Raw genomic sequence first — 24,268 nt, forward strand, 5'->3', positions numbered from 1 at the left:
CCCTTCATAAGGAAGGCTTCAATCTTTTGAGGAAGGCCCCCGAACTCGAAGCACATCCCCTCTCCGCTTCGGGTTCGAGGGCCTTCCTTGTTGCTGGCTGACTCGCGAACCCGCGGCTGACCCGCGAACCCGCGAACCCGTGTACGGTAACCAACCTCGCGTGAAAAAGCTGAAATAATCGCGAGTTCGCCCTTGCATTCGATCGGGTACTCCGCTAATATAGACAACCGCTTCGCAAGGAAGCAACTATGTGCGGGCGTGGCGGAATTGGCAGACGCGTACGGTTCAGGTCCGTATGGGGGCAACCCCATGGAGGTTCAAGTCCTCTCGCCCGCACCATATAAGAAATCGCAGGACAGCTCAGACGTGGCTGTCTATTTTTTTTGCACGAGGGTTAAACCGGGATAGTCTTTACACGTGGTTTTTTGACTTCGCTGCAAACCGCACCTCGTCGATTACCGAGTACACCCCGAGAGCAATTATCACCAGGGTAAGTCCCGTCACGAAGCTCGCTATCATGGGGTCTGAATCTATGAGCGCAAGGGATATCGCAAGAAAGGCGATGCCGATCATGATCGAGTGTGCTGCTTCAAGCAGGGAGCCTTGGCTTGTTCTCGTTTGAGCGGCGGCAATAAGCTCGAGCGTTTGCTTGTCGTCGTAGAGCCGCACGCTGTTTGGTTCCGCATCTTCGCCATCGAGCAGCTCTGCAACCGATATCCCGAGCGTTTCGCAAAGGATCGGGATGGTGGCGTAGTCGGGCATGCACTTTCCGGTTTCCCATTTCGATACCGTTTTGTTCGAAACGTTGAGCATTTCTGCAAGCTGGCCTTGCGTGAGGTTTTTCTGCTTGCGCTTGAGGGCGATGTAGTTTCCAATAGACATCTGATTCATGGTTCCTCCTCATGGGGGTTGGCTCGGTTGTGACACACATAAAGTGAACCAGAAACCTACATAATAGCTACCCCTCGGCTGGCGATTATGGGTGGAAATGGTCGTCTTTCCAAAATGATAGAGCGCTTGCTGTTCAATAGTACTTACGTTCCAGAGATCTGAGTGAGATTGTTCATTTAAATAGAAAAATAAATTAAATATTAAATAATGTATTTACAAAAAGATAATACGCTTCTATAATCCAAAACATCTCAAACGTCCAAGGTGTTTTGAGCGTTGAGAGTAGTTGTAGGACCGTGTGTCAAGGCCGTTAAGAAAGGAACTGCGCTATGGCCAAGTACATCATGACCGACCCGAACTTCAGCGAGGGCACAGACCAGGAAACCATTGATGCGATTGTTGCTTGCTTCCGCGATAAGCCCGGCATCAAGCTGCTCACCGCTGAGCCCGATCCCGACTTCGGTCGTCTCCCCATCGAGCTTCTGGGTACCATGGACGCTCTGAAGCCCGCCCTGCTTGAGGCGTGCAAGGTCGCGTACGAGAAGATTGACATGAACAAGTACACCGGCCGTCATCCTCAGATTGGTGCCGTTGACACCATCGAGTGCTACACCGTTGGTGACACCACGGTCGACGAGGTCAAGGAGTTCTGCGAGGATCTGGGCAAGACGATCTGGGAGCAGTTTGAGGTTCCCGTTTACTTCACTGGCCAGAATGCTCGCAAGCCCGAAAACGAAGGTCTGACCTTCATCCGCAAGGGTAACTACAAAGGCGCTAAGGAAGACGTTCCCAATGATCCTAATCGTAAGCCTGATTACGGCCCGCAGAAGCTGCATCCCACTGCTGGTGCCACGATTGTTGGCTGCGTGACCGAGCATGACGGTTACTTCAACGTTTTGCTGGACACCGAGGATCTTGAGATCGCTCGTAAGCTGGCCAGCTACGTTCGCGGTCGTACCGGTGGCTTCAAGAACATCCAGGGTGCTGTTGGTCTGCCTCAGACTCATCGCCGCACTGGCAAGCGCTGCGTCATGGTTTCCTGCGAGATTACCAACCCCAATGAGACGCCGCTCCATCGCGTGTTCAACCTGCTTCGCGACGAAGCCGCTCGCTATGGCGTCAACGTTCTGTGCTCTGAGATTTGCGGCACTGTTTCCGCAGAACTGCTCGTGAAGACCGCCGAGTGGTATCTCAAGCTCGAGTCCATCAACGGTCCTTGGGACTACGACAAGCAGATCATCGAGAACCATCTGCTCGAGCTCGCTTTGAGCGAGGACTAGTAGCAATCTGTTAGCAACAGACGAGCTAATTTACTGCAAAAGAGACAAATAATAAAGGAGAGAGGCAGTTTGAGAGACTCCTGCCTCTCTTTTTTAGATCGAAAATCCTGTCAACAAAGTAGTTTTACGGAGCAAGAAAGGAGTTTTCCATGCTCGTAGAAATGAATCTCAAGGAGTTCAACGACACTCTTGGGAGCGATGCTCCCGCTCCTGGCGGCGGCAGCGTTGCGGCGCTGTCTGGCTCGCTTGGCGCAGAGCTGGTTTCCATGGTGTGCAACCTCAGCTTTGGCCGCGCCGATTTGGCTGACTTTGAGGCCGAGCTCAAGGAAGCGCAGAAGCAGGAGTCTGAGCTTGCTGCGGAGCTGACCGAGCGCGTTGACCTTGACACTGAGGCATTCAACCAGGTTATGGCTGCCTTCAAGATGCCCAAAGAGACCGAGGAAGACAAGGCTGCACGCAGTGCTGCGATCCAAGAAGGTTACAAGGCAGCCATTGCTTCTCCGCTCACCACTGCGCGTGAGTGCGTTGAAGTGATGCGCGTTGCTCGTCCTCTGCAGGGCAAGATCAACACCAACGCAATGAGCGATTTTGGTGTTGGTGCGTTGATGGCTTATGCGGGTCTTGAAGGTGCTGTCATGAACGTCCGCATTAATCTGCCCGTTATCAAGGATGAAGCTTATAAGGAAGCAACAGAAGCTGAAGTTGCAGCTCTTCTGAAAGAGGGCGCTGCTCTGCGTGATGAGCTTTACGCCTACACCTACGATAACCTCGCTTAAATCGAGTTACGTTCTGCCGTAGAAAGGTTGATCCACATGCCTAAGTCCGATATCGAGATCGCTCAAGAAGCGACTATGCTCCCCATTGCGGAGATAGCTTCTAAGGCTGGTATTCCAGAGGAAGCGTTGGAGTACTATGGCCGCACCAAGGCTAAGGTTAATATTCACAGTTTGAAGGATGTTCAGCGCAAGGGAAAACTCATTCTTGTTACCGCTATCAACCCCACTCCTGCCGGTGAGGGCAAGACCACTACTTCTGTTGGTCTTGCTGATGCCTTGAACCTTGTCGGCAAGAACACCATCCTCTGCCTGCGCGAGCCTTCCTTGGGTCCCGTGTTCGGCGTTAAGGGCGGCGCAGCTGGTGGCGGTTATGCTCAGGTTGTTCCTATGGAAGACATCAACCTGCATTTCACCGGTGACTTCCATGCAATTGGCGCAGCGAACAACCTGCTTGCTGCTTTATTGGACAACCATATTAAGCAGGGCAATGCTCTTGATATCGATCCTAAGAAGATCATTTGGCGTCGCTGCGTCGATATGAATGACCGTCAGCTGCGCAACATTGTTGATGGTTTGGGTGGCGCCGGTGACGGCGTTGCACGTGAGGATGGCTTCGACATCACGGTCGCTTCTGAGATTATGGCGGTCTTCTGCTTGGCTACCGATTTGGCCGACCTTAAAGCACGCTTAGCTCGCATGGTTGTGGCCTATTCGCGCAGTGGTAAGCCCATCACTGCCGGCGATTTGAACGCTCAAGGCGCTATGACCGCTTTGCTCAAGGATGCTATCAAGCCCAATCTTGTGCAGACACTCGAGAACAACCCTGCGTTTGTTCATGGCGGCCCCTTCGCGAACATCGCCCACGGATGCAACTCTGTGTTGGCTACTACTACTGCTCTGAAGCTTGCTGATTACGTTGTTACCGAAGCCGGCTTTGGTGCCGATCTTGGTGCAGAGAAGTTCTTGGACATCAAGTGTCGTGCAGCTGGTATTGAGCCTTCTGCGGTTGTTTTGGTTGCAACCGTCCGCGCGCTCAAATACAACGGCGGTGTGCCTAAGGCAGAGCTCACGAACGAGAACCTCGAAGCACTTGAGGCGGGTCTTCCGAATTTGCTGCAGCATGTAAACAACATTCGTACCGTTTATGGCTTGCCTGTCGTCGTTGCAATCAACGCATTCCCCACTGACACCAAAGCAGAGCTCGATCTGGTTGAGGCTAAGTGCAATGAGTTGGGCGTAAACGTTGCTTTGTCCGAAGTTTGGGCGAAGGGCGGCGAAGGTGGTCGTGCTCTAGCCGAGGAAGTTTTGCGTCTTGCTGAACAGCCCAGCACCTTGTCGTACGCATATGATGTCAATCAGTCCATCGAAGAGAAGATCGAGGCTATCGCCACCGAGATCTATCATGCCGATGGCGTTGACTTCACCTCTGGCGCACGCAAGCAGCTCGAACAGCTTAACGAGCTGGGCTTTGACAAGCTTCCCATCTGCATGGCTAAAACCCAGTACAGTTTCACCGATGATGCAACGAAGCTCGGTGCCCCTAAGGACTTCCGCATCACCGTCCGCAATCTCAAGATCAGCGCTGGTGCCGGCTTTGTGGTTGCATTGACTGGGGACATCATGACCATGCCTGGCTTGCCTAAGGTTCCGTCTGCAGAAAAGATTGACGTAACCGAAGACGGAAAGATCGTCGGGTTGTTCTAGCCTTCCAGGTTTTACCCGCATCTATTTCGAGGGAAAGGCTCACCTCAAGGGGCCGCTAGCATCCCTTTGTTGTGAAGACGAGCGGAAGCTCGCTGAACCACTCGTCTTCACAACATCATCGCCCAAGTATCGCCAGTAAGTATGACGATGTTTGGGCGATGGCTAAAAAACACGAGCATAAGGAGAGATCATGGGGGAGAGAATAGTCGATTTGAGCTGTAGCGACTTCTCGGCTGCGCTTGCTGCAAAGCGCTCTGTTCCTGGTGGTGGTGGCGCCGCTGCTTTGTGCGGCGCTTTCGCCGTCGCTCTTTGTACGATGGCTGGTAATTTTACGGTTGGGAAAAAGAAGTACGCCGATGTTGAGGAAGACGTCAAGCGCATGATTGCTGAAGGTGAGCGCTTGCGTGAAAGGCTTGTGGCGCTTGTGGACGAAGACGCGCTATCGTTCGAACCGCTTTCGCGCGCGTACGGCATTGCGAAAGACGACCCAACTCGTGAGGAGACCATCGAAGTGGCGACCAAAGCTGCACTTCAAGCTCCGCTCCAGATGATGCGAGAGATTTGTCAGTCCATTGATTTGCTCGAGGAAATGGAAAAGGCCGGTTCCGTGATGCTTCTTTCCGATGTTGGATGCGGTGCTTCGTTGGCTGCCGCTGCGCTCGAGATGGCTGCTATGAATGTATACGTGAACACGAAAACGTTGCGTGATCGCGCTTATGCAAGCGCTGTTGACAAGGAATGCGCGTGCATGTTGCAAAACGATATGGCTCGAGCTCGAGCTATTGCAAACCGGGTAATTACTTCCATGACGGGAGAAGAAAATGACTAAGACTGACCATAATACCCTTGATGACGTTCCGCAGGCCGTTGATCAGGCTCGCATTGAGGCTGCGGTGAGAGAACTGCTTATTGGTATTGGTGAAGACCCCAACAGGGAAGGATTGCTTGATACTCCGTCTCGCGTGGCGCGTGCTTGTGCGGAAGTGTTCGGTGGTTTGCAGGAAGACCCGGCTGAGCATTTGTTGAGGCAGTTTCAAGAAGGCACCAACGAAGAAATGATCATCGTGAAGGATATCCCTTTCTCTTCTATGTGCGAACATCATCTTCTCCCTTTTACAGGGCGCGCTCATGTAGCGTACATTCCCAGCAAGGGACGTATCACGGGGTTGTCGAAGATCGCACGTTGCGTTGAGGGCTTTGCTCGCCGCCCTCAAGTACAGGAACGCTTGACCTCGCAAATTGCCGACGCGATGGTAGATTCTCTTCAGCCACAAGGTGTTTTGGTGGTTGTAGAGGCAGAGCATACGTGTATGACGTTGCGAGGAATCAAAAAGCCTGGTTCGATGACGGTAACCTCTGCGGTGAGGGGTCTGTTTAAGACTAACCTCAAGACGCGCGAGGAAGGTTTGCGCTTGCTGCAGTTTTAGGCGGTGAAAAGGCGGCATATCGTGACAAAAATTGAACAGCAAAAACCATTGTTTCAAGAGATTGGCCTCACACAGGGAGATGTTGTTGCAATTACTGGCGCGGGAGGCAAAACCTCGCTGATGCTTCATTTGTGCAATGAGCTTAGAATGGCAAGTAAGCGAGTGCTCGCCACCACGACGACAAAAATGTACTATCCAAACGAATTCCCTGGTCGCGTTGTTGTAGATGATGATATAAGCCGTCTGGCGGACATCTTTGCAACCGAAGACGTGAAGAGCTTGTACGTGGCATCGGCTTTTGCCAAGGAAAACAAGGTTTGCGGCTATGGTGCAGCAGCGGTAGACAACGTAGCTTCTCGGCTGACTGATGCGGTTCTTTTGATCGAAGCAGATGGTGCTGCATGTAAGCCGTACAAGTTCTACCGTGAAGATGAGCCGGTCCTTCCTCGCACAACCACGCATGTTGTACATGTTGTGGGGAGCGAGATTTTGAATCAGCCAATGTCAGCAGAACTGTTTCATCGTTGCCCACAAGATCACATGGGTAAGCTTTTTACGCTTGATGAATTCGAACAGAGCATTGAGTGCTTTTCTTGGACTAAATTGAAGGGTTTTCAAGGGCGCGTAAGTCTGATTATCAACAAGGCGGATGAAGGTCGCAAGCAGGCGGCTCGCTCTATGAAAGAGGTGGCTGCCCCGTATTTCGATGCCTGCTTTGTTGTCTCCTTGAAAGAGTTGAGCTGGGAACATTAGTTTTAACAATAAAGTATTGAAATTAAAATTGAATACAACTATTATTATAGGGCAACATCAAGGGAAAGGCTGCTTATGACTGATCACGCAGCGCGTAAAGCATATGAATTACTGGATGCAGGCAAACGCATTGTTGTAGCTACTGTTCGCGATACTGAAGGGTCGGTCCCGCGTCACGCCGGCTCTTTTATGGTTGTGTCTGAAGAGGGTGACATCTGGGGTTCTGTAGGGGGAGGGAAGTTCGAGGCTGCCGCTATGAAGGAAGCGCAGGAACTCTTTGAATCTTCCGTGCGCAATCGCGTCATTTACGTAACACTGCGTATGGCGGGCAAGGGAGCCCTGGGTATGGTATGTGGCGGTTCTGCGCATATAGATTTGACGCTCTATGATCGTTCGAATGCAGCCGATCTTGATCTTGAAGAAGAAACGATCACGACCGCGTATTTGTTCGGCGCTGGTCATGTTGGCGCAGCGATTGAGCCCGTGGTTCGTTCGGTCGGTTTTCGCACCGTGGTTGTCGATGATCGCCCTGAGTTCGCGAATGCCTCTCGCTTTCCGGATGCAGATCGTGTGGTGGTGGCGGAGTCTTACCAACAGGCATTCGATGATTTGGATTTAGACGAGAACAGCTACATCGTCATTTGTACAAGAGGTCACATGGAGGACTTGGATGTATTGCGTGGTGCTATTCATCAGCCTCATGCGTACTTGGGCCTCATGGGCAGCAGGAGAAAAATCGCGTTTTTGTTCGGAACGTTACGCAATGAGGGTGTGAGCAAGGAGCTTTTGGACGATGTTCATACGCCCATTGGCCTGCCCATTGAGGCGGAGACTCCTGCAGAGCTTGCCATCAGCATCGTGGCAGAACTTATTCAAGAGCGTGCAAGAAACCTGAAGAGTCAGTCGGATAAAGAGCGTACGAAGAAGAGTCAAGCGGCTCAAGATCGCGTAAAGAACCGGAAGAATCAAGTGGCGTCATCTGCTGCATGAGCCGCTCTCTAGCACGTTTCGACTCTCTCATAAAGCAACAGGCAGATACCTAAACATTGCAAAGGCAAGGGGGCACATCCTGTGATCTACGGAGTATTGCTAGCAGCTGGTCTGTCAACTCGTATGGGCGAAGACAAGATGCTCTTACCCATTGACGGGCAGTGCATGGTTTCATGCTCTTTGCAAAAGGCTTGCGCGGTATGCGATCGTGTTGTGGTTGTCGTTCGCCCGCAGCTTGCAGGGATGCTTGAATTACCAGACGGAGTGGTTGAGCTTGTTAACCAATATCCTGAACAGGGGCAAGGCGCCTCAATAGCTCATGCGATAAGGCACATTCAAACAACGTGTTCGGAATGCGAAAGCGCGTTGTTCTTCTTAGGCGATATGCCCAGGATCGACATTGAGGTTGCCCGAGAGGTTTGCAGGCGTGCTGTGGGGCATCCTGAAGCCATTGTTATTGCGCGTAAAGACGGGCGCATTTGTCATCCATCTGCCTTTGGTGCTGCCTTCTTTGATGAACTGAGTCAGCTTGAGGGAGATACTGGCGGAAGGCAGATCATTCAAGAGCATCCTGATGCGGTTGAATACTTCGAAGTGCCACAGGTGGAAAGCGTTGACGTCGATACCTGCTGCGACTACATGGCCATGCTTTTGGGAAATCGGAAGCTGGTTGTGGTTCGTGGTGCGGGCGATATCGCTTCAGGCTCTATCTACCGTTTACATCAGGCTGGTTTTCTTGTTGTTGCGCTTGATATAGAGCAACCAACGGTGATCAGACGTACCGTTTCGTATGCGCAGGCGCTCATCGATGGTGTCGTGGAAATTGAGGGAGTGACCGCCGTGAAATGCACAACACTCACTCAGATTGCGCAAGCGTTGCAAAACGGTCAGGTTCCAGTGCTTTCTGACCCCAAGGGAAATTGGATTGGCAAACTGAAGCCTGCGATTGTTGTTGACGCCATTCTCGCAAAGTGCAACATGGGTACCACCAAGGATTGCGCCTCGGTGGTTGTGTGTCTTGGTCCTGGATTTACGGCAGGGGTTGATTGCCATGCGGTTGTTGAGACGAAGCGGGGTCATACACTCGGTCATGTCATTTACAACGGATCTGCCATTCCTAACACGGGTGTACCAGGCAACATTGGCGGCTATGCAAGCGAGCGCGTTGTCTATTCTTCGGCTTCGGGTCGCATCAAACTTATTCACGACATCGGAGATCATGTTGAGGCAGGAGAAGAGATCGCCCATGTTGGAACCACACCGATTCTCGCTCCCATTCCGGGCATGTTGCGCGGCATGATCGCAGATGAAAGCGAGGTTTGGGAGGGTCTTAAAATCGCCGATGTTGATCCTCGAGATGTTCGTGATTACTGCTTCAGTATTTCAGATAAGGCCAAAAGTGTTGCGGGAGGCGTCTTGGAAGCCGTCATGCATCTCATGCAGGTAAAGATGTAAGGCGGCTTAAGGACACCGGTCTGGAAACAAGGCGATTGATTTCAATAACTAAGTCAATAAAGTATTGAAATATACATTTAACCGTTCTATTATTCACGATGTTGAAAATCCGTTTTCGGGCGAGAAAGGAGCGTGAAACAGCTAGCCCAAAAGTGAGTTATTCGACATGTCGAAAACGAGAGATGAAAGGGGAGCTTTGTGTTGAAGGACTATCTGTTCCCAACCACCGTTGGGGAAACGGTGGACATGCTTGCAAAATACAACGGCGCGGCACGTATTATTGCAGGTGGCACTGATCTTTCCATTGATATCAAAAAGATGGAACCCAAACCCGAGTACCTCATTGACCTGCGTGACGTTGAGGAACTCAATGTAGTCGAAGAAGATGGTGACTTCATCAAGATCGGCTGCTCGGTGACGTTCACCGATATTGTCGCGAACGATTTGCTTTCTCAGCATGCGTCCGCTTTGGTAGAAGGCGCTGCTCAGGTTGGCGCTGTTCAGGTTCGTAATATGGGCACTGTCGGTGGCAACATCGTATCTGCCCAGCCTGCTGCTGACGCTGCGGTACCGCTCACTGCCCTTGACGCCATCTGTGTCATCGTTGGTAAAGATGGCGTTCGCGAAGTGCCTATTACCGAGGTGTATGAGGGCATTGGTCGCTCAAAGATCGATAGCACGAAGGAACTGCTTGCCTTTGTTAAGATTCCGAAGAAGGCTGCTGGTTCCGAGAGTGCTTACTGCGCGCTCGATCTGCGCAATGCGTTGGCGCTGCCTATGATTTGCACCGCCGTGAAGCTGTCTGTCAAAGATGGCCTTGTCTCTGATGTCCGAATTGTTGCAGCACCTTTGGCTCCTGGACCCACTCGCATTGTGGCGGCAGAAGAGTTCCTGTTGGGCAAGCCTGCCACTGACGAGAACTTCACCGAGGCCGGAACAATTGCCACTGACAATGTTAGCTTCCGTTCAAGCCTTGTCCGTGGCAGTTCTGAATATCGTCACGAGGTTCTGCCTATCCTCGTCCGTCGTGCGCTCATCACCGCGCAGCTTGCTGCTCAGTAGGGAGAGGGGGAACTCACATGACTAAGAAGTTTATTCAGTTTACGCTCAATGGGGAAGAAACTGAGGTGTTCGTTGAGCCCGATCGCGCTTTGGTGGACGTTATCCGAGACGACGTTCATCTGAAGGGAACGAAGATCGGTTGTCGTGCTGGTGACTGCGGCGCTTGCACTGTGATCATGAATGGCAAAGCGGTTAATTCTTGCCTTATCCCTGTTGCTAAGGCAACCGGGTGCTCTATCGAGACTGTTGAAGGCGTTGCGGACGAGGGCAAGCTTCATCCCGTTCAGCAGGCCATGGTTGACAACGGTGCCGTTCAGTGCGGTTTCTGTTTCTCCGGCATGGTTATGTCTGCAAAGGCGCTGCTTGACAAGAACCCCAATCCGACTCGTGAAGAAGTGAGGACTGCCATTTCTGGCAACCTCTGCCGCTGCACTGGTTACAAGAAGATTGAGGAAGCGATCGAAAATGCCGCTCATGGCCACGTGTGCACGTGCAGGAAGGGGGAGTAACGATGGCTGATGGATTCAAGTACGTAGGCAAGAGCCCACAGCGTCGCGATGCCGTCGATAAGGTTACCGGTGCCGCGAGATTCACGTGCGATGTCGAGATGCCCGGAATGCTTCACGGCAAGATTTTGCGCAGCACCGTTCCCCATGCGATGATTACCTCCATTGACACGTCTGCTGCGGAGTCGCTGAAGGGTGTCCGTGCAGTTCTCACTCATGAGAACACGATTGACACGGTATTCAATACCGCAGCAAGCATGATGGCCATTCCTGAAGGTCATCACTGCATCATGGACCAGACTATCTTTACCGATCACATCAGGTTCATTGGCGACGAGATTGCTGCTGTTGCTGCAGATACCGAAGAAATCGCAGAGGAAGCCTGCAAGCTCATCAAGGTCGAGTATGAAGAGCTCCCCTTCGTGCTTGATGCGCTCGAGGCGGAAAAGGAAGACGCTCCCATTATCCATCCGGAAAACTTGGAAGAGCAGTCTGCGAGGAATGTGCCCGGTACTCCTGCCGTCTTTGACAAGGGCGATATCGAAGCTGGTTTTGCTGAAGCAGACAAGACCGTCGAAATCAGCATGGTTATTCACCCTGTTAAGCAGCAGCAAATGGAAACGATGGGTGCTGTTGCATCCGTTGACGGCAGTGGGAAGATTACGGTGTATTCCACCACGCAGACAACTCATGTTGCTCGCAACCAGATCGCTCACGTTTTCAAGGTTCCGGCAAGCCAAGTTCGCGTTATGAATGGCCCCTATGTTGGTGGCGGCTTCGGTTCGCGCATCGGTCTGTCTTCCAAGGCAGAGGTTATTGCCGTCGCGTTGGCGATGGCTGCAAGGAAGCCGGTGCGTGTGGTCTTCTCTCGCGAAGAGGAAATGACCGCTACCGATACTCGCCATGGCGGGTATGTCCACATTAAGCTCGGTGCGAAAAACGACGGTACGCTTACCGCCATGGACATGAGTGCAAAGCTCAACAAGGGTGCGTACTACAGTTTCGGTGCTGAGATTTTTGGCACCTTGGGCATCATGAACACTACTCGTTATCGTTGTCCCAACATCCATTTTGTGGGTTATAGCATCTATACCAATACCACTACTGCCGGCGCTTACCGTGGCTTTGGTAACCCTCAGGGCAATATGACTGTTGAGCGTGCCATGGACATGATGGCCAAGGAACTTGGCATGGATCCGCTCGACTTCCGCTTGCAAAACGCCACGCAAATTGGCGATGATACGCTGTTCCCCTATTCCGTTGACTCTTCTACCGTTCATGATTGCATGAGGCTGGGTGCGGAACGAATTGACTGGAAGAAGAAACGCGAGGAACTGGCTACTCAGTCTGGCAAGATTCGTCGTGGTTTGGGTATGGGTATGGGCTGCCACTTCTCTGGTTCTTGGCCCTACATCGTCGATTATGAGAACGCAATGGTGTCGTTGCAACCCGACGGGTCGCTTAACGTTCATACCGCTGCGACGGATTTGGGTACTGGTTGCAATACTGCGCTGGCTCAAATTTGCGCAGAGGTTATGGGTATGCCGTACGAAAACGTTCGCATCAATGGTGCGGATACCGATGCGAACCCGTTTGGCTATGGTGCGCATTCCACCCGTACCGTGTACGCTCATGGACGCGCTGCTGCTGAGGCAATCAAAGACCTCAAGAGGGACATGTTCGATTGGCTGGCGGAGAAGTTCGTTCTGAACGCAGACGAAATGACCTTAAGCGATGGCATTATTACGCTTGCTCATGGCAAGAAGGGTTTCCCTGCGATTATGCGCCAGAGGCAACTGTATCCCGAGATGCAGTCAACCGTTGGCCCCGAAGAGCCGTTGCTCAACAGCGTCACGCTCACGGAGGTTGCTCACTACGCCCATTCCAACAACCAGGCATTCATGGGTAAGGGGTCTGTGAGGATCTACAATGCGCCGCCATGGTTTGCCGACTTCATCGACTTGAGTGTTGATACAGAGACGGGCAAGATCGTCATTAACGAAGCTATTGGCGTTCACGATGTTGGCAACGTCATTCATCGCACTAACGTTGAGGGTCAGATTTTTGGTGGCTTGCTCCAGGGTATCGGTTATGGAACTACCGAAGAGATCCTCTACGACGACAAGGGTCGACAGGCTCATCGCACGATGCACCATTACATGGCCCCCACCGCTTTGGATGTGCCCGATGTGTTCGAGGCGCACACTGTTGAGGCTCCTGACCCCCATGGTCCTCTGGGCTGCAAGGGCGTTGGAGAAACGCCCATCATCGCACCTGCCGGCGCAATACTGAATGCAGTATCCAATGCGCTCGGTATCGAGTTCAATGAGATTCCTCTGACGCCTGAACACATTCTCAAGCGAATCAAAGAGGAAGGTAAGGTTTACGAATAGCGTGTAGCTATTCAAGTGGGCTTGTGCTCGCTCGACCAAACGTAAGCCCGGAGACGGTTCGTATCGTCTCCGGGCGATTCGCGGGGCAAATTGCTATCCGCGCAATCCCATATAATTACAAGGAGAAAAAAGATGCTTGGAGTATGCTTGCTGTTCGTTGGCATTGTTCTGTTGAGCAATGGTGTGTGCATTCTTAGCGGTGTAGATTCGAAATCTTTTGCGATTATGAACATCCTTGCGGGCACTGTTACGCTGTTCTGCTGCATGGTTAATGTTGTTTGGGGTAACTACTATGCTGCAGCGTGCGTTCTGCTCTTTAGTGCTACCTATTGGTACAACGTTTTCAACAGCTTTCTGGATCTTGACCCGCGTCCCATTGGCTGGTTCTCGCTCTACGTGGCTGTTTGTTGCGTTGTCTTTGCCGTCAATGATGGTATTTTGGGCAATGCCACTCTTGGAATTGTTGCCGACTGGCGCTGGGCTGTCATATGGATCTTGTGGGCGATTCTGTGGGGCAGTACGTTTGTTACCAACGTGCTCAAGAAGGATCTTGGCAAATTCCCTGCAGGCCTGCTTGTCTTTGAGGGCATTACCACGGGTATGATTCCCTCATTGATGATGTTGCTGCAAGTTTGGTAGTTGCCAGCTTGTTCAAAGGTTTTTCTGTCGACGCGCACACACGAGCAAGGCTGTGCGGCATTGTTTTACGGGGTAGTGGTCTTTCAGAAGGTAACTACTCCACACATTCTATGCTGAAGCGTTGCTCGTGTGGCGGTTGACAGATGGGGGCTGGATTCTTAAATCCAGCCTTTTTCTTTTGCTCGTTGGTGTACGTCAGCTGGTACGCAGTCAGGAGCGACCAACACGATGCTCGTGCGTGCAGAGTGATAAGCGAGCTTTTCGATAGAACAGAACAGCTCCTGTGCTTTTTCCCCAATCATATGGGTTGAGCACAAGGCGTTTCTCTTGTTCATGTGATATCGATGCTGGAGACCTTCGTTGAGGGCAAGCGCGTCAATAACAAAATCTGCGGCGTTTACTTGAATGAACTCTCCTGTTTTCATTCCTTCCAGCAATATTTGCTCAACCGCTTCTGTTAGCTGCTGATACGTGATGAAGAATGATTGCAGAGGCTCGTTCGATGTGTATGCGACGGCTTCCAAATCGTAGAAATCGAAAGGGGAGCTGCACATCATAACCATGTCGGAATACAGCACAGCATAAAGCTGGGCGATTTTGTCGTCTGGCTGCGTGGCGATCTCTGTGGCTACCTTGAGTGACGCATCCGTCTTTTTCAGAATTGCAGCCACGATGTCCTCTTTGCATTTGAACCAGTAGTACAAAGACGATTGATTGTATCCGGCCGCTTGGGCAATCTGGCTCATAGTGGTTGGCTGATACCCTTGTTTCGAAAAAAGCTTGACGGCGACGTCAAGGATTTTCGACGTTTGTGCATCTTTTGCTGCATCCGTTTTGTGGGGCCTACCACGTCTTGGCTTTGCAGTTTCGGTATCTTTTTTCGACATGCGCCATCCTCCAATCTGTTCAAAGCACGTGAGAGTTCTTGACAAGCATGAAGCCATAAACGCCTGTTTGTCATGTTCGATGCATGAACGGGAGTGTCATGACCTTATACTACATGCAGATAGCTCATCTCGTTGCTCGAGGATGCAGTTTAGCATTCTGTGAGCGGGGAACTGTCGGGCTCAGTAATTAAATAGTCTTTTAAATAATGTATTGATTTTCACAACTCCACTCAATATACTTTTGTTATCTGCTGGTGGCGCATGGCGGCGGTATGTTTGCATGAGTGAGCACCAGCGCTCAAGATGCAAAACATCCCGTGTCTTTGCCCTTTTGAACGAGGAATAACTAAGGTAGAGCAATGGCTTTTGATTACCTTTCATATTTAAAGGAACCCAGATGGCTTAATGTTCGGCTTGGTCTTGAGAGGATTCAGGGCCTGCTTAAGTTGTTGGGTCGCCCGCAGGATAGGTTGCGTTTTGTTCACGTTGCTGGGACGAACGGAAAAGGATCGGTTTGCGCTTACACCTCGTCTATTCTGCAAAAAGCAGGGTATAAGGTCGGAATGCTTACAAGCCCCTACATTGAGCGCTTGGAAGAGCAGATGCAGATCAACGGAGAATGCATCGATGGTCGCGATTTGAGTGAGGTGACGCTCAAAATTAAGGAGGCAGCCGATGCGATGCCGGAACACCCAACAGAATTTGAGCTCATTTGCGCGGCTTCCTTGCTCTGGTTTGCGCAGAATAATTGCGACATCGTTGTATTAGAGGTTGGCCTTGGTGGGCGTTTGGACGCTACGAATGTTATTGAATCGCCCGAGGTATGTGTGATAACCCGCATGGGTCTGGATCATACGGATTATCTGGGTTCGACAATTGAAGCTATAGCCGAAGAAAAAGCGGGCATTATCAAAGAGGGTTCTACGGTTGTAACATGCTCTCAGACAAAAGAAGTGTTGTCTGTTCTTCGATCTGTTGCTGCACAAAGGCATGCAACGTTGAAGGTTTGCGAAGACGAGCAAATTGTGCCGTGTGATTTTCAGTTGAACAGAGGGCAATGCTCGTCGAATGGTCAAGCTCTGCCAATGCGCACGTTCTCGTATGGTGGCACGTCTTTTGAGACGGCTTTGCTCGCTTCCTATCAACCCTACAACGCCGCTTTGGCTATAGAGGCTGCCTATGCGTTACGAGATAAGGGCTGGAGTATTACTGATCGAGCGTTGAAGGAAGGAATTGCTGTGGCGCGTTGGCCGGGGCGCTTCGAGGTGGTTGGTAAAAACCCGCTTACCATTGTCGACGGAGGTCACAACTCTCAAGGTGCCCAGGTTCTAGTTTCTACCTTAAATGATGTTTTACCAGGTGAAAAGTGCGTTTTCGTAATGGGGGTGCTCGCTGACAAAGACTATGTGAGCATGGTGGATACGGTTGCGCCCATGTCTGATACGTTCGTGGTTTCAACTCCTGACAACCCTCGTGCGTTGGAAGCGAAAACACTTGCCAACGTCATTGTTAAAGCATGGGATACGTTGGGGTGCTCGGAAGGCAAGCGGGTGGTGTGCACGAGTAGCGGAGTTCAGGCCTTAACCACTGCACGTGAAATCGCTGGGAAGCAGGGCGTTGTGTGCGCGTTTGGAAGCTTGTATGCGCTTAAGGACTATAGAGAAGCCATGAGGCAGTACGAGGGAGCTACTGATTAGTGTCGCCAACCCTGCAAGTACAGGACAAGGCGGCACCTAGCAGTGTTTTCCCTAGACGATATGACCCGTCCATGTAATGTGACGTGGGCGTTATTGCGTGAATTGGAGGATAGAAGATGTACGGAATGCGGACGGAAGCCAAGTTTGATGCGGCGCATTTTCTCACCGATTACGACGGAAAGTGTGAAAATCTTCATGGCCATTGCTGGCGCGTTGTTGCTTACATTGAGCAAGAAGAATTGCAGGCCGAGGGGCAGTCTAAGGATATGGTTGTTGATTTCAGCGTATTTAAACGCGCGCTTCGCAGCTTAGCGAACGAGTTCGATCATACCTTTATTGTGGAAGAAGGCTCCCTTGAGCAGAAGACAATGGCGTGCTTGGAAAACGAGACATTCCGCATGACGGTGTTGCCGTTCCGCAGCACTTCCGAAAATCTTGCCCGCTATTTTAGCGACAGGTTGGTGGAGATGGGTTTTCCCGTTCAAAGTGTTGAAATGTACGAAACCGCAACCAATTGCGCAATCTACTATCCGAATCGTTAAATAAAACCGTAGGGTAAGGAGAGACCCGTCACATGCTTCATAAGGCAGTATTCGTGGCGGATGCATAGGTTATCAATCCTGACGAGGGCAGCTGTACCAGGTAAGAAAAGACGGCGCACAAAGTGATCGGCTTTTATCTGGAGGTGTAGTTATGGCATGGGCTGTGCTTGTTGTGTCTGGGATGCTTGAGACTGTTTGGGCGTTGGCGCTCGATCAATCAGAAGGGTTTACCAAGTTACTCCCGTCCATTGTTTTTCTTGGAGCTTTGGCGCTCAGCATGATAGGCCTTGCGTATGCGGTGAAAACGCTGCCCATCGGCGTGTGCTATGCGGTTTGGGTAGGTATAGGGGCTTCTCTGACGGTCATTTACGGAATGATCACCGGCAGCGAGCCTGTTTCCGCTGCAAAGATTATTCTGATTGTTATTTTGATTTGCTGCGTCATTGGTTTGAAGGTTACCGATGATGCAAGCGCTCCTCGCTAAGTGAACTCCCTTTTGTAGTATGAGCGTTGCACGATTCGAGTATTGGAAGTAAGCCATGAACATGACCGACAGCAAAGCACAGGCTCGTCGAAAAGCTATTGCCGCCCGAAGCAGCATTCCCCTTGAACAGCGGGCGCAAAGAAGCCAGAAGTTATGCGAACGGTTGATTTGTACGTACGAGTCGGCACTTGTTCCTGGGGCCGTAGTTGCTGCGTTTTACCCGTTTGGAAGCGAGCTTGATGTGCGCATGTTTATTCGTCAAGCCTGGGAGCGAGGTTGTCGCGTGTGTCTTCCGTGCATGGTTTCCTTCCATGCTGAAGGTGCTGAACGAAGCGCGGGCGAAATGGTGTTTTTCGAAATGGATTGGGGAGAAATCGAAGAGCGCCGTGCACCTTTTCTGAAAAACCCTTCGCGCTTGATTGATGAGGGCGACCCTCGTATTCAAGCGTATGTTCGTGTAAATCCGAAAGAAATGGACGTTGTTGTATCTCCGCTTGTTGCTTTTGACGGCCAAGGTAATCGCCTTGGTTATGGAGGGGGCAACTACGACAGGTTCTTCTGTGGCCTAAGGCCCGACGCAAAGGTATTTGGCGTGGCGTTCGAAGAGCAGTATTTCGAAAATGTTCCGTGCGAACCGCACGATATCAAGCTGCCTACGGTAGAGATCGTTTAGTAGGTTTTTTCGAATGTTTCTCAATTCTCAATACTGAATCTTGAGCTGTGAGCACTCGTGTGCTCGCATTCTTCAATAAGGAATTGATTTTTTTGCCTATTTGTCAATACAATATGGAAAGAACTATTGAAAAAAATCGCCGCAGTTTCTAGAATAGGCTTGTCTCTCATGCAGTAAAGAAACGTTCTGGAAAGAGCGCAGGCTCGTTTGAAGACGAAAGGTAGAAAGGTTGGGGTAGCTTGTGGGTTTTTTAAATCTCGATACGATCATCATGATCATCTACTTGGCTGCAATGCTTGGCTTGGGCATATACTGCGCTCGCTTCATTAAAACCTTCGATGACTTCTTTGTAGCTGGCCGTCGCCTTGGTTTCCCGCTTGCCGTTGGCACAATGTCGGCACTGTTTGTTGGCGGTAGCGCCATTGGTGTTGCTGGTATGGGCCATGACTACGGCATTGGTGCCATTTGGTACTATGTCGCCTACGGCATCGGCTTTACCGCTTTGGGTTTGACCTTTGTGGTTCCCTTGAGGGCGATGAACGAATATACCGTTGCCGACATTTTTGCTCGCAGGTATGGCGAAAGAGTGCGCTTTATTTCTTCCATCATCACGTTTTTCGCGTGGGTGTTCTTCTTTGCGGCTTTTGTCGTGGCGGGCGCTCGCGTTGTTGAGGTGTTGCTCGGTTGGCCGCTCTGGGTGTCCATTCTGGTGACTGCGGGCATATTCACGGTTTATACGAGCGTAGGCGGCATGTGGGCGGTTACCATGACCGACTTCGTGCAGTTTGTCATTCTTGTTGGCGGCCTCGTTATTCTCTTCCCCATCTCCATTAGTGCGGTTGGTGGCTTCAGTGGCCTGTATGAGAGCCTTGATCCGGGCATGTTCTCGCTTATCCCAACATCTGTTGGCGGCGAGCCCTTTACAGTGTTCCAAGGTTTGGGCTATATCGTGGCAACGCTGGTTGTAACCGGCATGACGGGCATTGTTGGCCCCGATGTTTATATTCGCGTTTGGTGCGCAAAGGACAACAGAACCGCCAAGAACGTTCTTTATGCTGTTACCGCGCTGATCGTTGTTGGTGCGATTATGCTTGCCTTGATTGGCATGTGCGCGAACGTTCTTAATCCCGACATCGAGCATGAAATGTCGATGCCTTGGATGATCCGTCATTTGCTTCCTCCGGGACTTGCAGGCATCATTCTTGTTGCTTTGATGGCCGCTGCTATTTCTGGCGCAGTGCCTGAACTGGTTGTCTGCTCTTCCATTCTTGCGAGGGATTTGTACCAAAGGGCAATCAATCCGAAGGCGAGTGAGAAGCAACTGCTGAAGATGTCGAGGATCCTCACGTTTGCCGTAGGTGTTGTGGGTATGGCGTTGGCCATTGTCCTGCCTGGCTTTATGGATCTGACTTACCATTGCTATCGAATCTTCGTTCCTGCAATTGCTCCTATTACCATTGCGGCCTTCTATTCGAGGAAGACAAGCGCGAAGTCTGCACTGGTTTCGATGATCGTCGGTGCCGTTACCGCCATTTTCTGCATCGTCGCTTTCCCGGAGAGCTATCTTACCTGGGCCGATCCCGTTATCGTTGCGCTGATTGCTTCGATTGCGGCTCTGCTCATTGGCAACCAGTTCTTCACGTCCGATGATCCTGAACGCGAAAATGCGTTTGTCGACTTCTCTCTTGAGCAAATCGCTGCATACAAGGAAGAGAAAAAGGCACGTAAACTCGCGAAAACGGGGCAGAAATCAGGAGAAGACGCTGCTTAAGACTGAGCTTGAGGGAAATGAACCAGTGTTTTCCCTCGACGAATACGCCCGAATGTTGGCAGAAGAGGATGTTATGACTCAGAGTGATTCATGCGAACGCAATGCCGGTAACAACACTGATGACAAAGAGAACTCGCGCGAACAGGTGGATTTGTACCATAGTCTTCCGCGCACGATAACGCCGATTGGTATTTTCTTCGGCACTCCGGCTACGCGTGAAAACTGCCAAACTGATGCATCTCATGCTTCTTGCGCTGCGGACGTTGCGTCTCAGGAGCATCAGAGGCCAGGGCGTATGCGTCGGGCTCCGATGGGAACCCCAGTGACTCGATTGCTCTTTTGCCTTGCGGCAACGCTCGTGTTTGCGCTCATGTGGTGTTTCTTCAACCATCCTGCATTGAGCCTGAGTGATCCCAGTTTCGTGTCGATGCTTTTTATGATGTTCGTCGTCTTCGCTGTTTTGATGATGTACATGAAGGGCTCTCCCGAGATGTCAGAAGACATGGAAGCTGCCTCGCAAGACGGTGGTGTAAGCGAAAGAAGTGCTGGTGAGGTCAGTGTGGCTACGGATTCTGCAAACGCTGATTCATAAGCTTCGGTAGCTTGTTTGAGTTGAGAACTTTTGGCGGGAGAGGGCGATGTTCTCTCCCGCGTCTTTTTGTTGTCTGCTTTCGTGCAGTTGAAATGTTGGAACTGGTTTGTTTGGGTGAGGAGGCTGTCAAATGGAAGGCGTGGATTGTAGTTCGGTTTCCCAGAATGTCGATGATACAACGGCGGGTTCGCAAAGCTCAATGACCCGTACGTTGTCGTGGAAGCAGGTGGTCTTTTTAGCTCTTGGAGCCCCTGCGCTTGTTTTGTTTAATATGGGCGGTGTTTCGTCTATTCTGGGTGCGGCTGCGCCCCTTGCTTGGGCGGTCTCGGTTATCATCGGCGTTATTCAATGCACGGTATATATAGAAATCGCAAGCATGCACCCCAGTAAAACGGGGGGTATCTCCATCTATGGGTCTACAGCATGGATGTGGCGTTATCCGAAAATTGGTGTTATTGCGCCATGGTCGCATTGGGTGGCATGGATTCCCATTCTGCCCATTGGTGTTGCGCTCGCTGCTAGCTATCTCATGGGCCTGTTCGTTCCCGACGATAGTGTTCTCGCAACGTGGCAAATTGTTTTGCTTGATCTTGACTTTATCCAGGATGGATTGCTCTTAAGAATCAATGCGCAGTTTGTTATTGCTGCCTTGCTGATGACCACTGTCGTGTTTATTCAAAAGGGTGGTGCCTCTTCGTCTGCGAAAACTCAGATCATTATGGCTCTGTGCGGCATTATTCCCTTGCTTGTCATTGTCATGGTGCCAATATTTACCGGAGAAGTTCACCTAAATAACTTCCAGCCGTTCGCTCCCGTAAACGGTAGCTGGGATGCAGAGGGTATAAAGCTGTTTTTCGGCGCGGTGTTTATGGCTGCGTGGGCAAGTTATGGTAGCGAAACGGCTGCATGCTATATGAGTGAGATGAAGAGTCCCTCTGATGCTCCCAAGGCAGTGCTCGTTTCTGGACTTATAGCGATTGTTCTCTTCATTATGGTGCCCTTGATCTTCCAAGGTTGCTTAGGCACCGAGTATATGATGCGTCCCGAGATTGTTTCTGGGGCAGGTGTTGGTGAAGCAATGGCTGGCATGGTTACGTCTAACCCGCTGTTTTGCGGCGTGGTAGTGGTCATGCTCGTGTTTACCCTGATGCTTGGCTCCATGACTGCAATGGCCGATACTGCGCGCACGCTTTATCAGGGTGCCAAGGATGGAATTCTGCCTAAGTTTCTGTCGCATGCGAATGAGAACGGATCTCCGACGGCGGCCATCTGGTTCAATTTTGTAGTCGATTTGATCTTGCTTATGTTCAACGACTATTTGTTCTTGCTGGCCATTACGGCGATGAACTACATTTTGTGTCACTTCCTGGTGCTCACGGGTGCATGGATTCATAGGATGGATAACCCGGATATCGAACGTACGATTAAGATTCCCGACACGTTGCTTGTTGTATGCGTGCTGCTCGCGTTCTTTAACATGTTCTTGGTTGGGGCTGGTTCCAACGTTTGGGGCTCATATGTGCTTTTCATTGGCTTGGCGCTCGCGCTTTTGGCGATCCCGCTTTACCTGTTCCGCCATTATGTGGTTGACAAAGGCACATTCCCCGAAGGTCTTTATCAGGATCTTATTCCCAAGGGTCAAACGGAGCCGCCGGAAGTTCCGGGCAGCATTATCCCGAACATCTGCCTTAGTTTAGGAGTTGCTTTCATGCTGATCGGCTACCTTGTGTTCTACGTTTTGATTCCCTAGGAGAGCGTTTCACTAGGAGAGCGTCGATCGTTTCTGTCGCATTTGACCAGGTCAAATGCGACTCGTTTCTGAAGAAAGCCCTAGGTTCTGCTTGGGGTTCGACAAATCTGTATTGTTACGGGAAGGAACAAGGAAGAAGGAGAAAGGAATATGACGATCGAGAAAGAGGATGTGTTGGCGGCCAAGCCCGACTGTGTGTCGGGGGCTGCTCTGCTTCAGAAGGCCGAGGGCATTGCGGTGGGCAAGGCCGGTATGGCGCCTTTGCGCTGCTTCGCGCTTTCGGTATTGGCAGGTGTGTTCATCGCGTTTGGTGGCACGTTTATGTTACTGGTGAAAGGCGATGCTGAGCTGGGATTTGCCGCATCGCAGCTTCTGGGCGGCTTTGTGTTCTCGGTGGGCCTGGTGTGCGTGATTATTGCCGGCGCTGAGCTTTTCACCGGAAACAACCTGATGGTTGCTGCCGTGGCTGACAAGAAGGTGTCGTGGGGTGCGATGCTGAAAAACTGGGGTATAGTCTATGTGGGCAACTTGGTTGGTTCGCTTTTGGTGGTAGTTATCTTGCTGTTTGCGAACTTTGCCGGTATGAACGGCGGCGGCGTGGGCGATGCGATGATATCAGTTGCCGCTGGCAAAGCAGCGCTGCCGTGGGGTGTAGCGTTTTTCCGCGGCATCATGTGTAACGCGCTTGTGTGCGCCGCTGTGTGGATGGGCTTTGCGGGACGCACCGTTGTGGACAAGATGTTTACGTCGATCTTTCCCGTCTTTGCCTTCGCTGCCTGCGGGTTTGAGCACTGTGTTGCCAATATGTTCCTTATTCCCATGGGAATGATCACGCAAGCAAGTGGGTTTGCGTACAGTGGTGCGGCTGACGTGTCGGCGCTTACCATGATGGGGCTGCTGAGCAACATCTCGGCTGTTACGCTGGGTAACATCGTGGGCGGCGCGGTGCTCATTGGGCTTATGTATTGGGCTGCCTACGGACGTCAGAAAGCATAACGGGAGCTATCGGGCTTGGGGGCGGGGTCGTCGCCGTCAGGTGATGTGCTGCTGATGTGCTGCATACGTTGTGGGGCGCCGGGCTGCGTGGCAAGGTGTCCCACAACGATCGTGAAAGTTCTACTGATTAGTGTTTGCTTAGATCCAGTTGTTGTCTCGGGCCTGGATGCGTATCTTGTTTGGATTGCAGTTGGGGGCAAGATGACTCAATGTTGATGAGGCCGCGTGATGTGCCAGCTGTTCTTTTTCGAGGAACATTGGCATAACGGAGCCATCGATCATAGAGCGTTTCGCGTCTGGATAACGTTGAGTGTAGTGATAACGGTGCTGGATTCCTTCGTTGAGCGAAAGGGCGTTAAAGGTCGCTTGAGCAGGATCGACCTTAATGAAATCGCCCTGGTATATTCCTTCTTCAATAATGAGCCGAATGGCGCTAACGAGCTGTTGGTAGTTCGTGAAAAAGCCGTCAAGGGCCCCTTTGGTGTCAACCGCTACATCTTCCAAATTATGGAAGTCGCAGGGGAGAGAGCACATCATGTAAACATCGGAATACAAAACCGAGTAGAGCTGCGTTATCTTGTCGCCGTTGAGCGAGGCGATTCGAGATGCCGTTCGTAGCGAGAAGTCTGTTTTCTCCAGAATAGCGTTGAGAAGATCTTCCTTGCGTTTGTACCAATAGTAGAGGGAAGATTGATTGTACCCGGCTGCTTCTGCAATCTGGCTCATCGTGGTGGCTTGATAGCCTTGCTTTGCGAAAAGCTCTATCGCTGCGTTCAGGATTACTTTCGACTGGTCAAAAGTTCCCTCGTTCGTTTTCCGTGGGCGGCCCCTCTTTCGTTTTTTCGGAGTAGCCGTAATAGTATCGCCTCGTGCATCAGTGCTCGATGCGATTGAGAAAGAAGCGAATTTGGTAGGTCGATGCATTTCGGATATAACGTTGTCAACAGATTGCTTTGACTCTGAAGCCATTGTTTAAACCCCTTCTGGAGACTTCTACGAT

The 24,268-nt window shown here is 51.3% G+C and carries 23 protein-coding genes and 1 tRNA gene; 21 read left to right on the forward strand and 3 right to left on the reverse strand.

Features of this window, described 5'->3' with window-relative positions:
• Positions 1–252 precede the first annotated feature (252 nt).
• Positions 253–339: transfer RNA gene (locus tag G7Y43_RS05325), tRNA-Leu, on the forward strand.
• Between the two features lie 72 nt (positions 340–411).
• Here the strand turns inward: G7Y43_RS05325 and G7Y43_RS05330 are convergent.
• On the reverse strand, positions 412–891 hold the full coding sequence (locus G7Y43_RS05330) for a helix-turn-helix domain-containing protein (RefSeq protein ID WP_165044831.1): 480 nt from the start codon (positions 889–891) through the stop codon (positions 412–414).
• A gap of 329 nt (positions 892–1,220) precedes the next feature.
• On the opposite strand from G7Y43_RS05330, the gene ftcD reads away from it, so the two are divergent.
• The 12 genes from ftcD (at position 1,221) to G7Y43_RS05390 (ending at position 13,876) form a co-directional block, all read left to right on the forward strand.
• Positions 1,221–2,171 carry a glutamate formimidoyltransferase gene (ftcD, locus tag G7Y43_RS05335; protein WP_165044833.1) on the forward strand — a complete coding sequence of 317 codons (951 nt, stop codon included), beginning with the start codon at positions 1,221–1,223 and terminating at the stop codon, positions 2,169–2,171.
• Positions 2,172–2,320: 149 nt separating this feature from the next.
• Positions 2,321–2,947 carry a cyclodeaminase/cyclohydrolase family protein gene (locus tag G7Y43_RS05340; protein ID WP_165044834.1) on the forward strand — a complete coding sequence of 209 codons (627 nt, stop codon included), beginning with the start codon at positions 2,321–2,323 and terminating at the stop codon, positions 2,945–2,947.
• A 36-nt stretch (positions 2,948–2,983) separates the two neighbouring features.
• Positions 2,984–4,651, forward strand: a complete 1,668-nt coding sequence (locus G7Y43_RS05345; protein ID WP_206215092.1) for a formate--tetrahydrofolate ligase — start codon at positions 2,984–2,986, stop codon at positions 4,649–4,651.
• Between the two features lie 190 nt (positions 4,652–4,841).
• Positions 4,842–5,480 (forward strand): cyclodeaminase/cyclohydrolase family protein, encoded by a 639-nt coding sequence (locus G7Y43_RS05350; protein ID WP_165044836.1) that lies wholly within the window; start codon positions 4,842–4,844, stop codon positions 5,478–5,480.
• Positions 5,473–6,078: a GTP cyclohydrolase I FolE gene (gene folE, locus G7Y43_RS05355; RefSeq protein ID WP_165044838.1), complete on the forward strand. Its 606-nt coding sequence runs from the start codon at positions 5,473–5,475 to the stop codon at positions 6,076–6,078. The genes G7Y43_RS05350 and folE overlap by 8 nt, the downstream gene beginning before the upstream one ends.
• Before the next feature lie 21 nt (positions 6,079–6,099).
• Positions 6,100–6,831 carry a selenium cofactor biosynthesis protein YqeC gene (yqeC, locus tag G7Y43_RS05360; RefSeq protein WP_165044840.1) on the forward strand — a complete coding sequence of 244 codons (732 nt, stop codon included), beginning with the start codon at positions 6,100–6,102 and terminating at the stop codon, positions 6,829–6,831.
• Between the two features lie 75 nt (positions 6,832–6,906).
• A complete protein-coding gene (locus tag G7Y43_RS05365) occupies positions 6,907–7,821 on the forward strand; it encodes an XdhC family protein (RefSeq protein ID WP_165044842.1) in 915 nt (304 codons plus the stop codon).
• An 81-nt stretch (positions 7,822–7,902) separates the two neighbouring features.
• Positions 7,903–9,276, forward strand: a complete 1,374-nt coding sequence (gene yqeB / locus G7Y43_RS05370) for a selenium-dependent molybdenum cofactor biosynthesis protein YqeB (protein WP_165044844.1) — start codon at positions 7,903–7,905, stop codon at positions 9,274–9,276.
• A gap of 198 nt (positions 9,277–9,474) precedes the next feature.
• A complete protein-coding gene (locus G7Y43_RS05375) occupies positions 9,475–10,338 on the forward strand; it encodes a xanthine dehydrogenase family protein subunit M (RefSeq protein ID WP_165044846.1) in 864 nt (287 codons plus the stop codon).
• Positions 10,339–10,355: 17 nt separating this feature from the next.
• Entirely contained in the window at positions 10,356–10,847 is a 492-nt protein-coding gene (locus G7Y43_RS05380; protein ID WP_165044848.1) for a (2Fe-2S)-binding protein, read from the forward strand.
• Positions 10,848–10,849: 2 nt separating this feature from the next.
• A complete protein-coding gene (locus G7Y43_RS05385; RefSeq protein ID WP_165044850.1) occupies positions 10,850–13,237 on the forward strand; it encodes a xanthine dehydrogenase family protein molybdopterin-binding subunit in 2,388 nt (795 codons plus the stop codon).
• A 132-nt stretch (positions 13,238–13,369) separates the two neighbouring features.
• Positions 13,370–13,876: an AmiS/UreI family transporter gene (locus tag G7Y43_RS05390; RefSeq protein WP_165044852.1), complete on the forward strand. Its 507-nt coding sequence runs from the start codon at positions 13,370–13,372 to the stop codon at positions 13,874–13,876.
• Between the two features lie 158 nt (positions 13,877–14,034).
• On the opposite strand, the gene G7Y43_RS05395 is transcribed toward G7Y43_RS05390, so the two are convergent.
• Positions 14,035–14,763: a TetR/AcrR family transcriptional regulator gene (locus G7Y43_RS05395; RefSeq protein WP_165044854.1), complete on the reverse strand. Its 729-nt coding sequence runs from the start codon at positions 14,761–14,763 to the stop codon at positions 14,035–14,037.
• A gap of 359 nt (positions 14,764–15,122) precedes the next feature.
• Here G7Y43_RS05395 and G7Y43_RS05400 point away from each other — a divergent pair, with 359 nt between their 5' ends.
• From G7Y43_RS05400 to G7Y43_RS05435, 8 genes are all read left to right on the forward strand, one after another.
• A complete protein-coding gene (locus G7Y43_RS05400; protein ID WP_165044856.1) occupies positions 15,123–16,460 on the forward strand; it encodes a folylpolyglutamate synthase/dihydrofolate synthase family protein in 1,338 nt (445 codons plus the stop codon).
• A 116-nt stretch (positions 16,461–16,576) separates the two neighbouring features.
• Positions 16,577–17,002, forward strand: a complete 426-nt coding sequence (locus G7Y43_RS05405) for a 6-carboxytetrahydropterin synthase (protein ID WP_165044858.1) — start codon at positions 16,577–16,579, stop codon at positions 17,000–17,002.
• 151 nt (positions 17,003–17,153) lie between these two features.
• Positions 17,154–17,486 carry a multidrug efflux SMR transporter gene (locus G7Y43_RS05410; RefSeq protein WP_165044860.1) on the forward strand — a complete coding sequence of 111 codons (333 nt, stop codon included), beginning with the start codon at positions 17,154–17,156 and terminating at the stop codon, positions 17,484–17,486.
• Between the two features lie 61 nt (positions 17,487–17,547).
• The gene (locus G7Y43_RS05415; RefSeq protein ID WP_165044862.1) at positions 17,548–18,159 is read left to right on the forward strand and encodes a 5-formyltetrahydrofolate cyclo-ligase; all 612 of its coding nucleotides are present in this window, start codon (positions 17,548–17,550) and stop codon (positions 18,157–18,159) included.
• A 241-nt stretch (positions 18,160–18,400) separates the two neighbouring features.
• The gene (locus tag G7Y43_RS05420; RefSeq protein ID WP_165044864.1) at positions 18,401–19,930 is read left to right on the forward strand and encodes a sodium:solute symporter; all 1,530 of its coding nucleotides are present in this window, start codon (positions 18,401–18,403) and stop codon (positions 19,928–19,930) included.
• A gap of 73 nt (positions 19,931–20,003) precedes the next feature.
• Positions 20,004–20,522, forward strand: coding sequence for a hypothetical protein (locus tag G7Y43_RS05425; RefSeq protein WP_165044866.1), 519 nt, complete (start codon positions 20,004–20,006; stop codon positions 20,520–20,522).
• 130 nt (positions 20,523–20,652) lie between these two features.
• Positions 20,653–22,272 carry an APC family permease gene (locus G7Y43_RS05430; protein WP_165044868.1) on the forward strand — a complete coding sequence of 540 codons (1,620 nt, stop codon included), beginning with the start codon at positions 20,653–20,655 and terminating at the stop codon, positions 22,270–22,272.
• Between the two features lie 150 nt (positions 22,273–22,422).
• A complete protein-coding gene (locus G7Y43_RS05435) occupies positions 22,423–23,268 on the forward strand; it encodes a formate/nitrite transporter family protein (protein WP_206215093.1) in 846 nt (281 codons plus the stop codon).
• A gap of 138 nt (positions 23,269–23,406) precedes the next feature.
• Here G7Y43_RS05435 and G7Y43_RS05440 read toward each other — a convergent pair whose 3' ends face one another.
• The gene (locus G7Y43_RS05440) at positions 23,407–24,237 is read right to left on the reverse strand and encodes a TetR/AcrR family transcriptional regulator (RefSeq protein WP_165044870.1); all 831 of its coding nucleotides are present in this window, start codon (positions 24,235–24,237) and stop codon (positions 23,407–23,409) included.
• Between the last annotated feature and the right edge of the window lie 31 nt (positions 24,238–24,268).

It is taken from the genome of Adlercreutzia sp. ZJ138 (assembly GCF_011038935.1).
In the GTDB taxonomy this organism is placed as follows: domain Bacteria; phylum Actinomycetota; class Coriobacteriia; order Coriobacteriales; family Eggerthellaceae; genus ZJ141.

Excerpts from the sequence above, each read along its gene's own strand:
- G7Y43_RS05430 (WP_165044868.1), top strand. The coding sequence starts at position 20,653 with ATGGAAGGCGTGGATTGTAGTTCGGTTTCCCAGAATGTCGATGATACA.
- G7Y43_RS05385 (WP_165044850.1), top strand. The coding sequence starts at position 10,850 with ATGGCTGATGGATTCAAGTACGTAGGCAAGAGCCCACAGCGTCGCGAT.
- G7Y43_RS05425 (WP_165044866.1), top strand. The coding sequence starts at position 20,004 with ATGACTCAGAGTGATTCATGCGAACGCAATGCCGGTAACAACACTGAT.
- G7Y43_RS05380 (WP_165044848.1), top strand. The coding sequence starts at position 10,356 with ATGACTAAGAAGTTTATTCAGTTTACGCTCAATGGGGAAGAAACTGAG.
- G7Y43_RS05365 (WP_165044842.1), top strand. The coding sequence starts at position 6,907 with ATGACTGATCACGCAGCGCGTAAAGCATATGAATTACTGGATGCAGGC.
- G7Y43_RS05350 (WP_165044836.1), top strand. The coding sequence starts at position 4,842 with ATGGGGGAGAGAATAGTCGATTTGAGCTGTAGCGACTTCTCGGCTGCG.
- G7Y43_RS05400 (WP_165044856.1), top strand. The coding sequence starts at position 15,123 with ATGGCTTTTGATTACCTTTCATATTTAAAGGAACCCAGATGGCTTAAT.
- G7Y43_RS05405 (WP_165044858.1), top strand. The coding sequence starts at position 16,577 with ATGTACGGAATGCGGACGGAAGCCAAGTTTGATGCGGCGCATTTTCTC.
- ftcD (WP_165044833.1), top strand. The coding sequence starts at position 1,221 with ATGGCCAAGTACATCATGACCGACCCGAACTTCAGCGAGGGCACAGAC.
- G7Y43_RS05435 (WP_206215093.1), top strand. The coding sequence starts at position 22,423 with ATGACGATCGAGAAAGAGGATGTGTTGGCGGCCAAGCCCGACTGTGTG.
- folE (WP_165044838.1), top strand. The coding sequence starts at position 5,473 with ATGACTAAGACTGACCATAATACCCTTGATGACGTTCCGCAGGCCGTT.
- G7Y43_RS05440 (WP_165044870.1), bottom strand. The coding sequence starts at position 24,237 with ATGGCTTCAGAGTCAAAGCAATCTGTTGACAACGTTATATCCGAAATG.
- G7Y43_RS05415 (WP_165044862.1), top strand. The coding sequence starts at position 17,548 with ATGACCGACAGCAAAGCACAGGCTCGTCGAAAAGCTATTGCCGCCCGA.
- G7Y43_RS05340 (WP_165044834.1), top strand. The coding sequence starts at position 2,321 with ATGCTCGTAGAAATGAATCTCAAGGAGTTCAACGACACTCTTGGGAGC.
- G7Y43_RS05330 (WP_165044831.1), bottom strand. The coding sequence starts at position 891 with ATGAATCAGATGTCTATTGGAAACTACATCGCCCTCAAGCGCAAGCAG.
- G7Y43_RS05390 (WP_165044852.1), top strand. The coding sequence starts at position 13,370 with ATGCTTGGAGTATGCTTGCTGTTCGTTGGCATTGTTCTGTTGAGCAAT.
- G7Y43_RS05345 (WP_206215092.1), top strand. The coding sequence starts at position 2,984 with ATGCCTAAGTCCGATATCGAGATCGCTCAAGAAGCGACTATGCTCCCC.
- G7Y43_RS05395 (WP_165044854.1), bottom strand. The coding sequence starts at position 14,763 with ATGTCGAAAAAAGATACCGAAACTGCAAAGCCAAGACGTGGTAGGCCC.
- G7Y43_RS05410 (WP_165044860.1), top strand. The coding sequence starts at position 17,154 with ATGGCATGGGCTGTGCTTGTTGTGTCTGGGATGCTTGAGACTGTTTGG.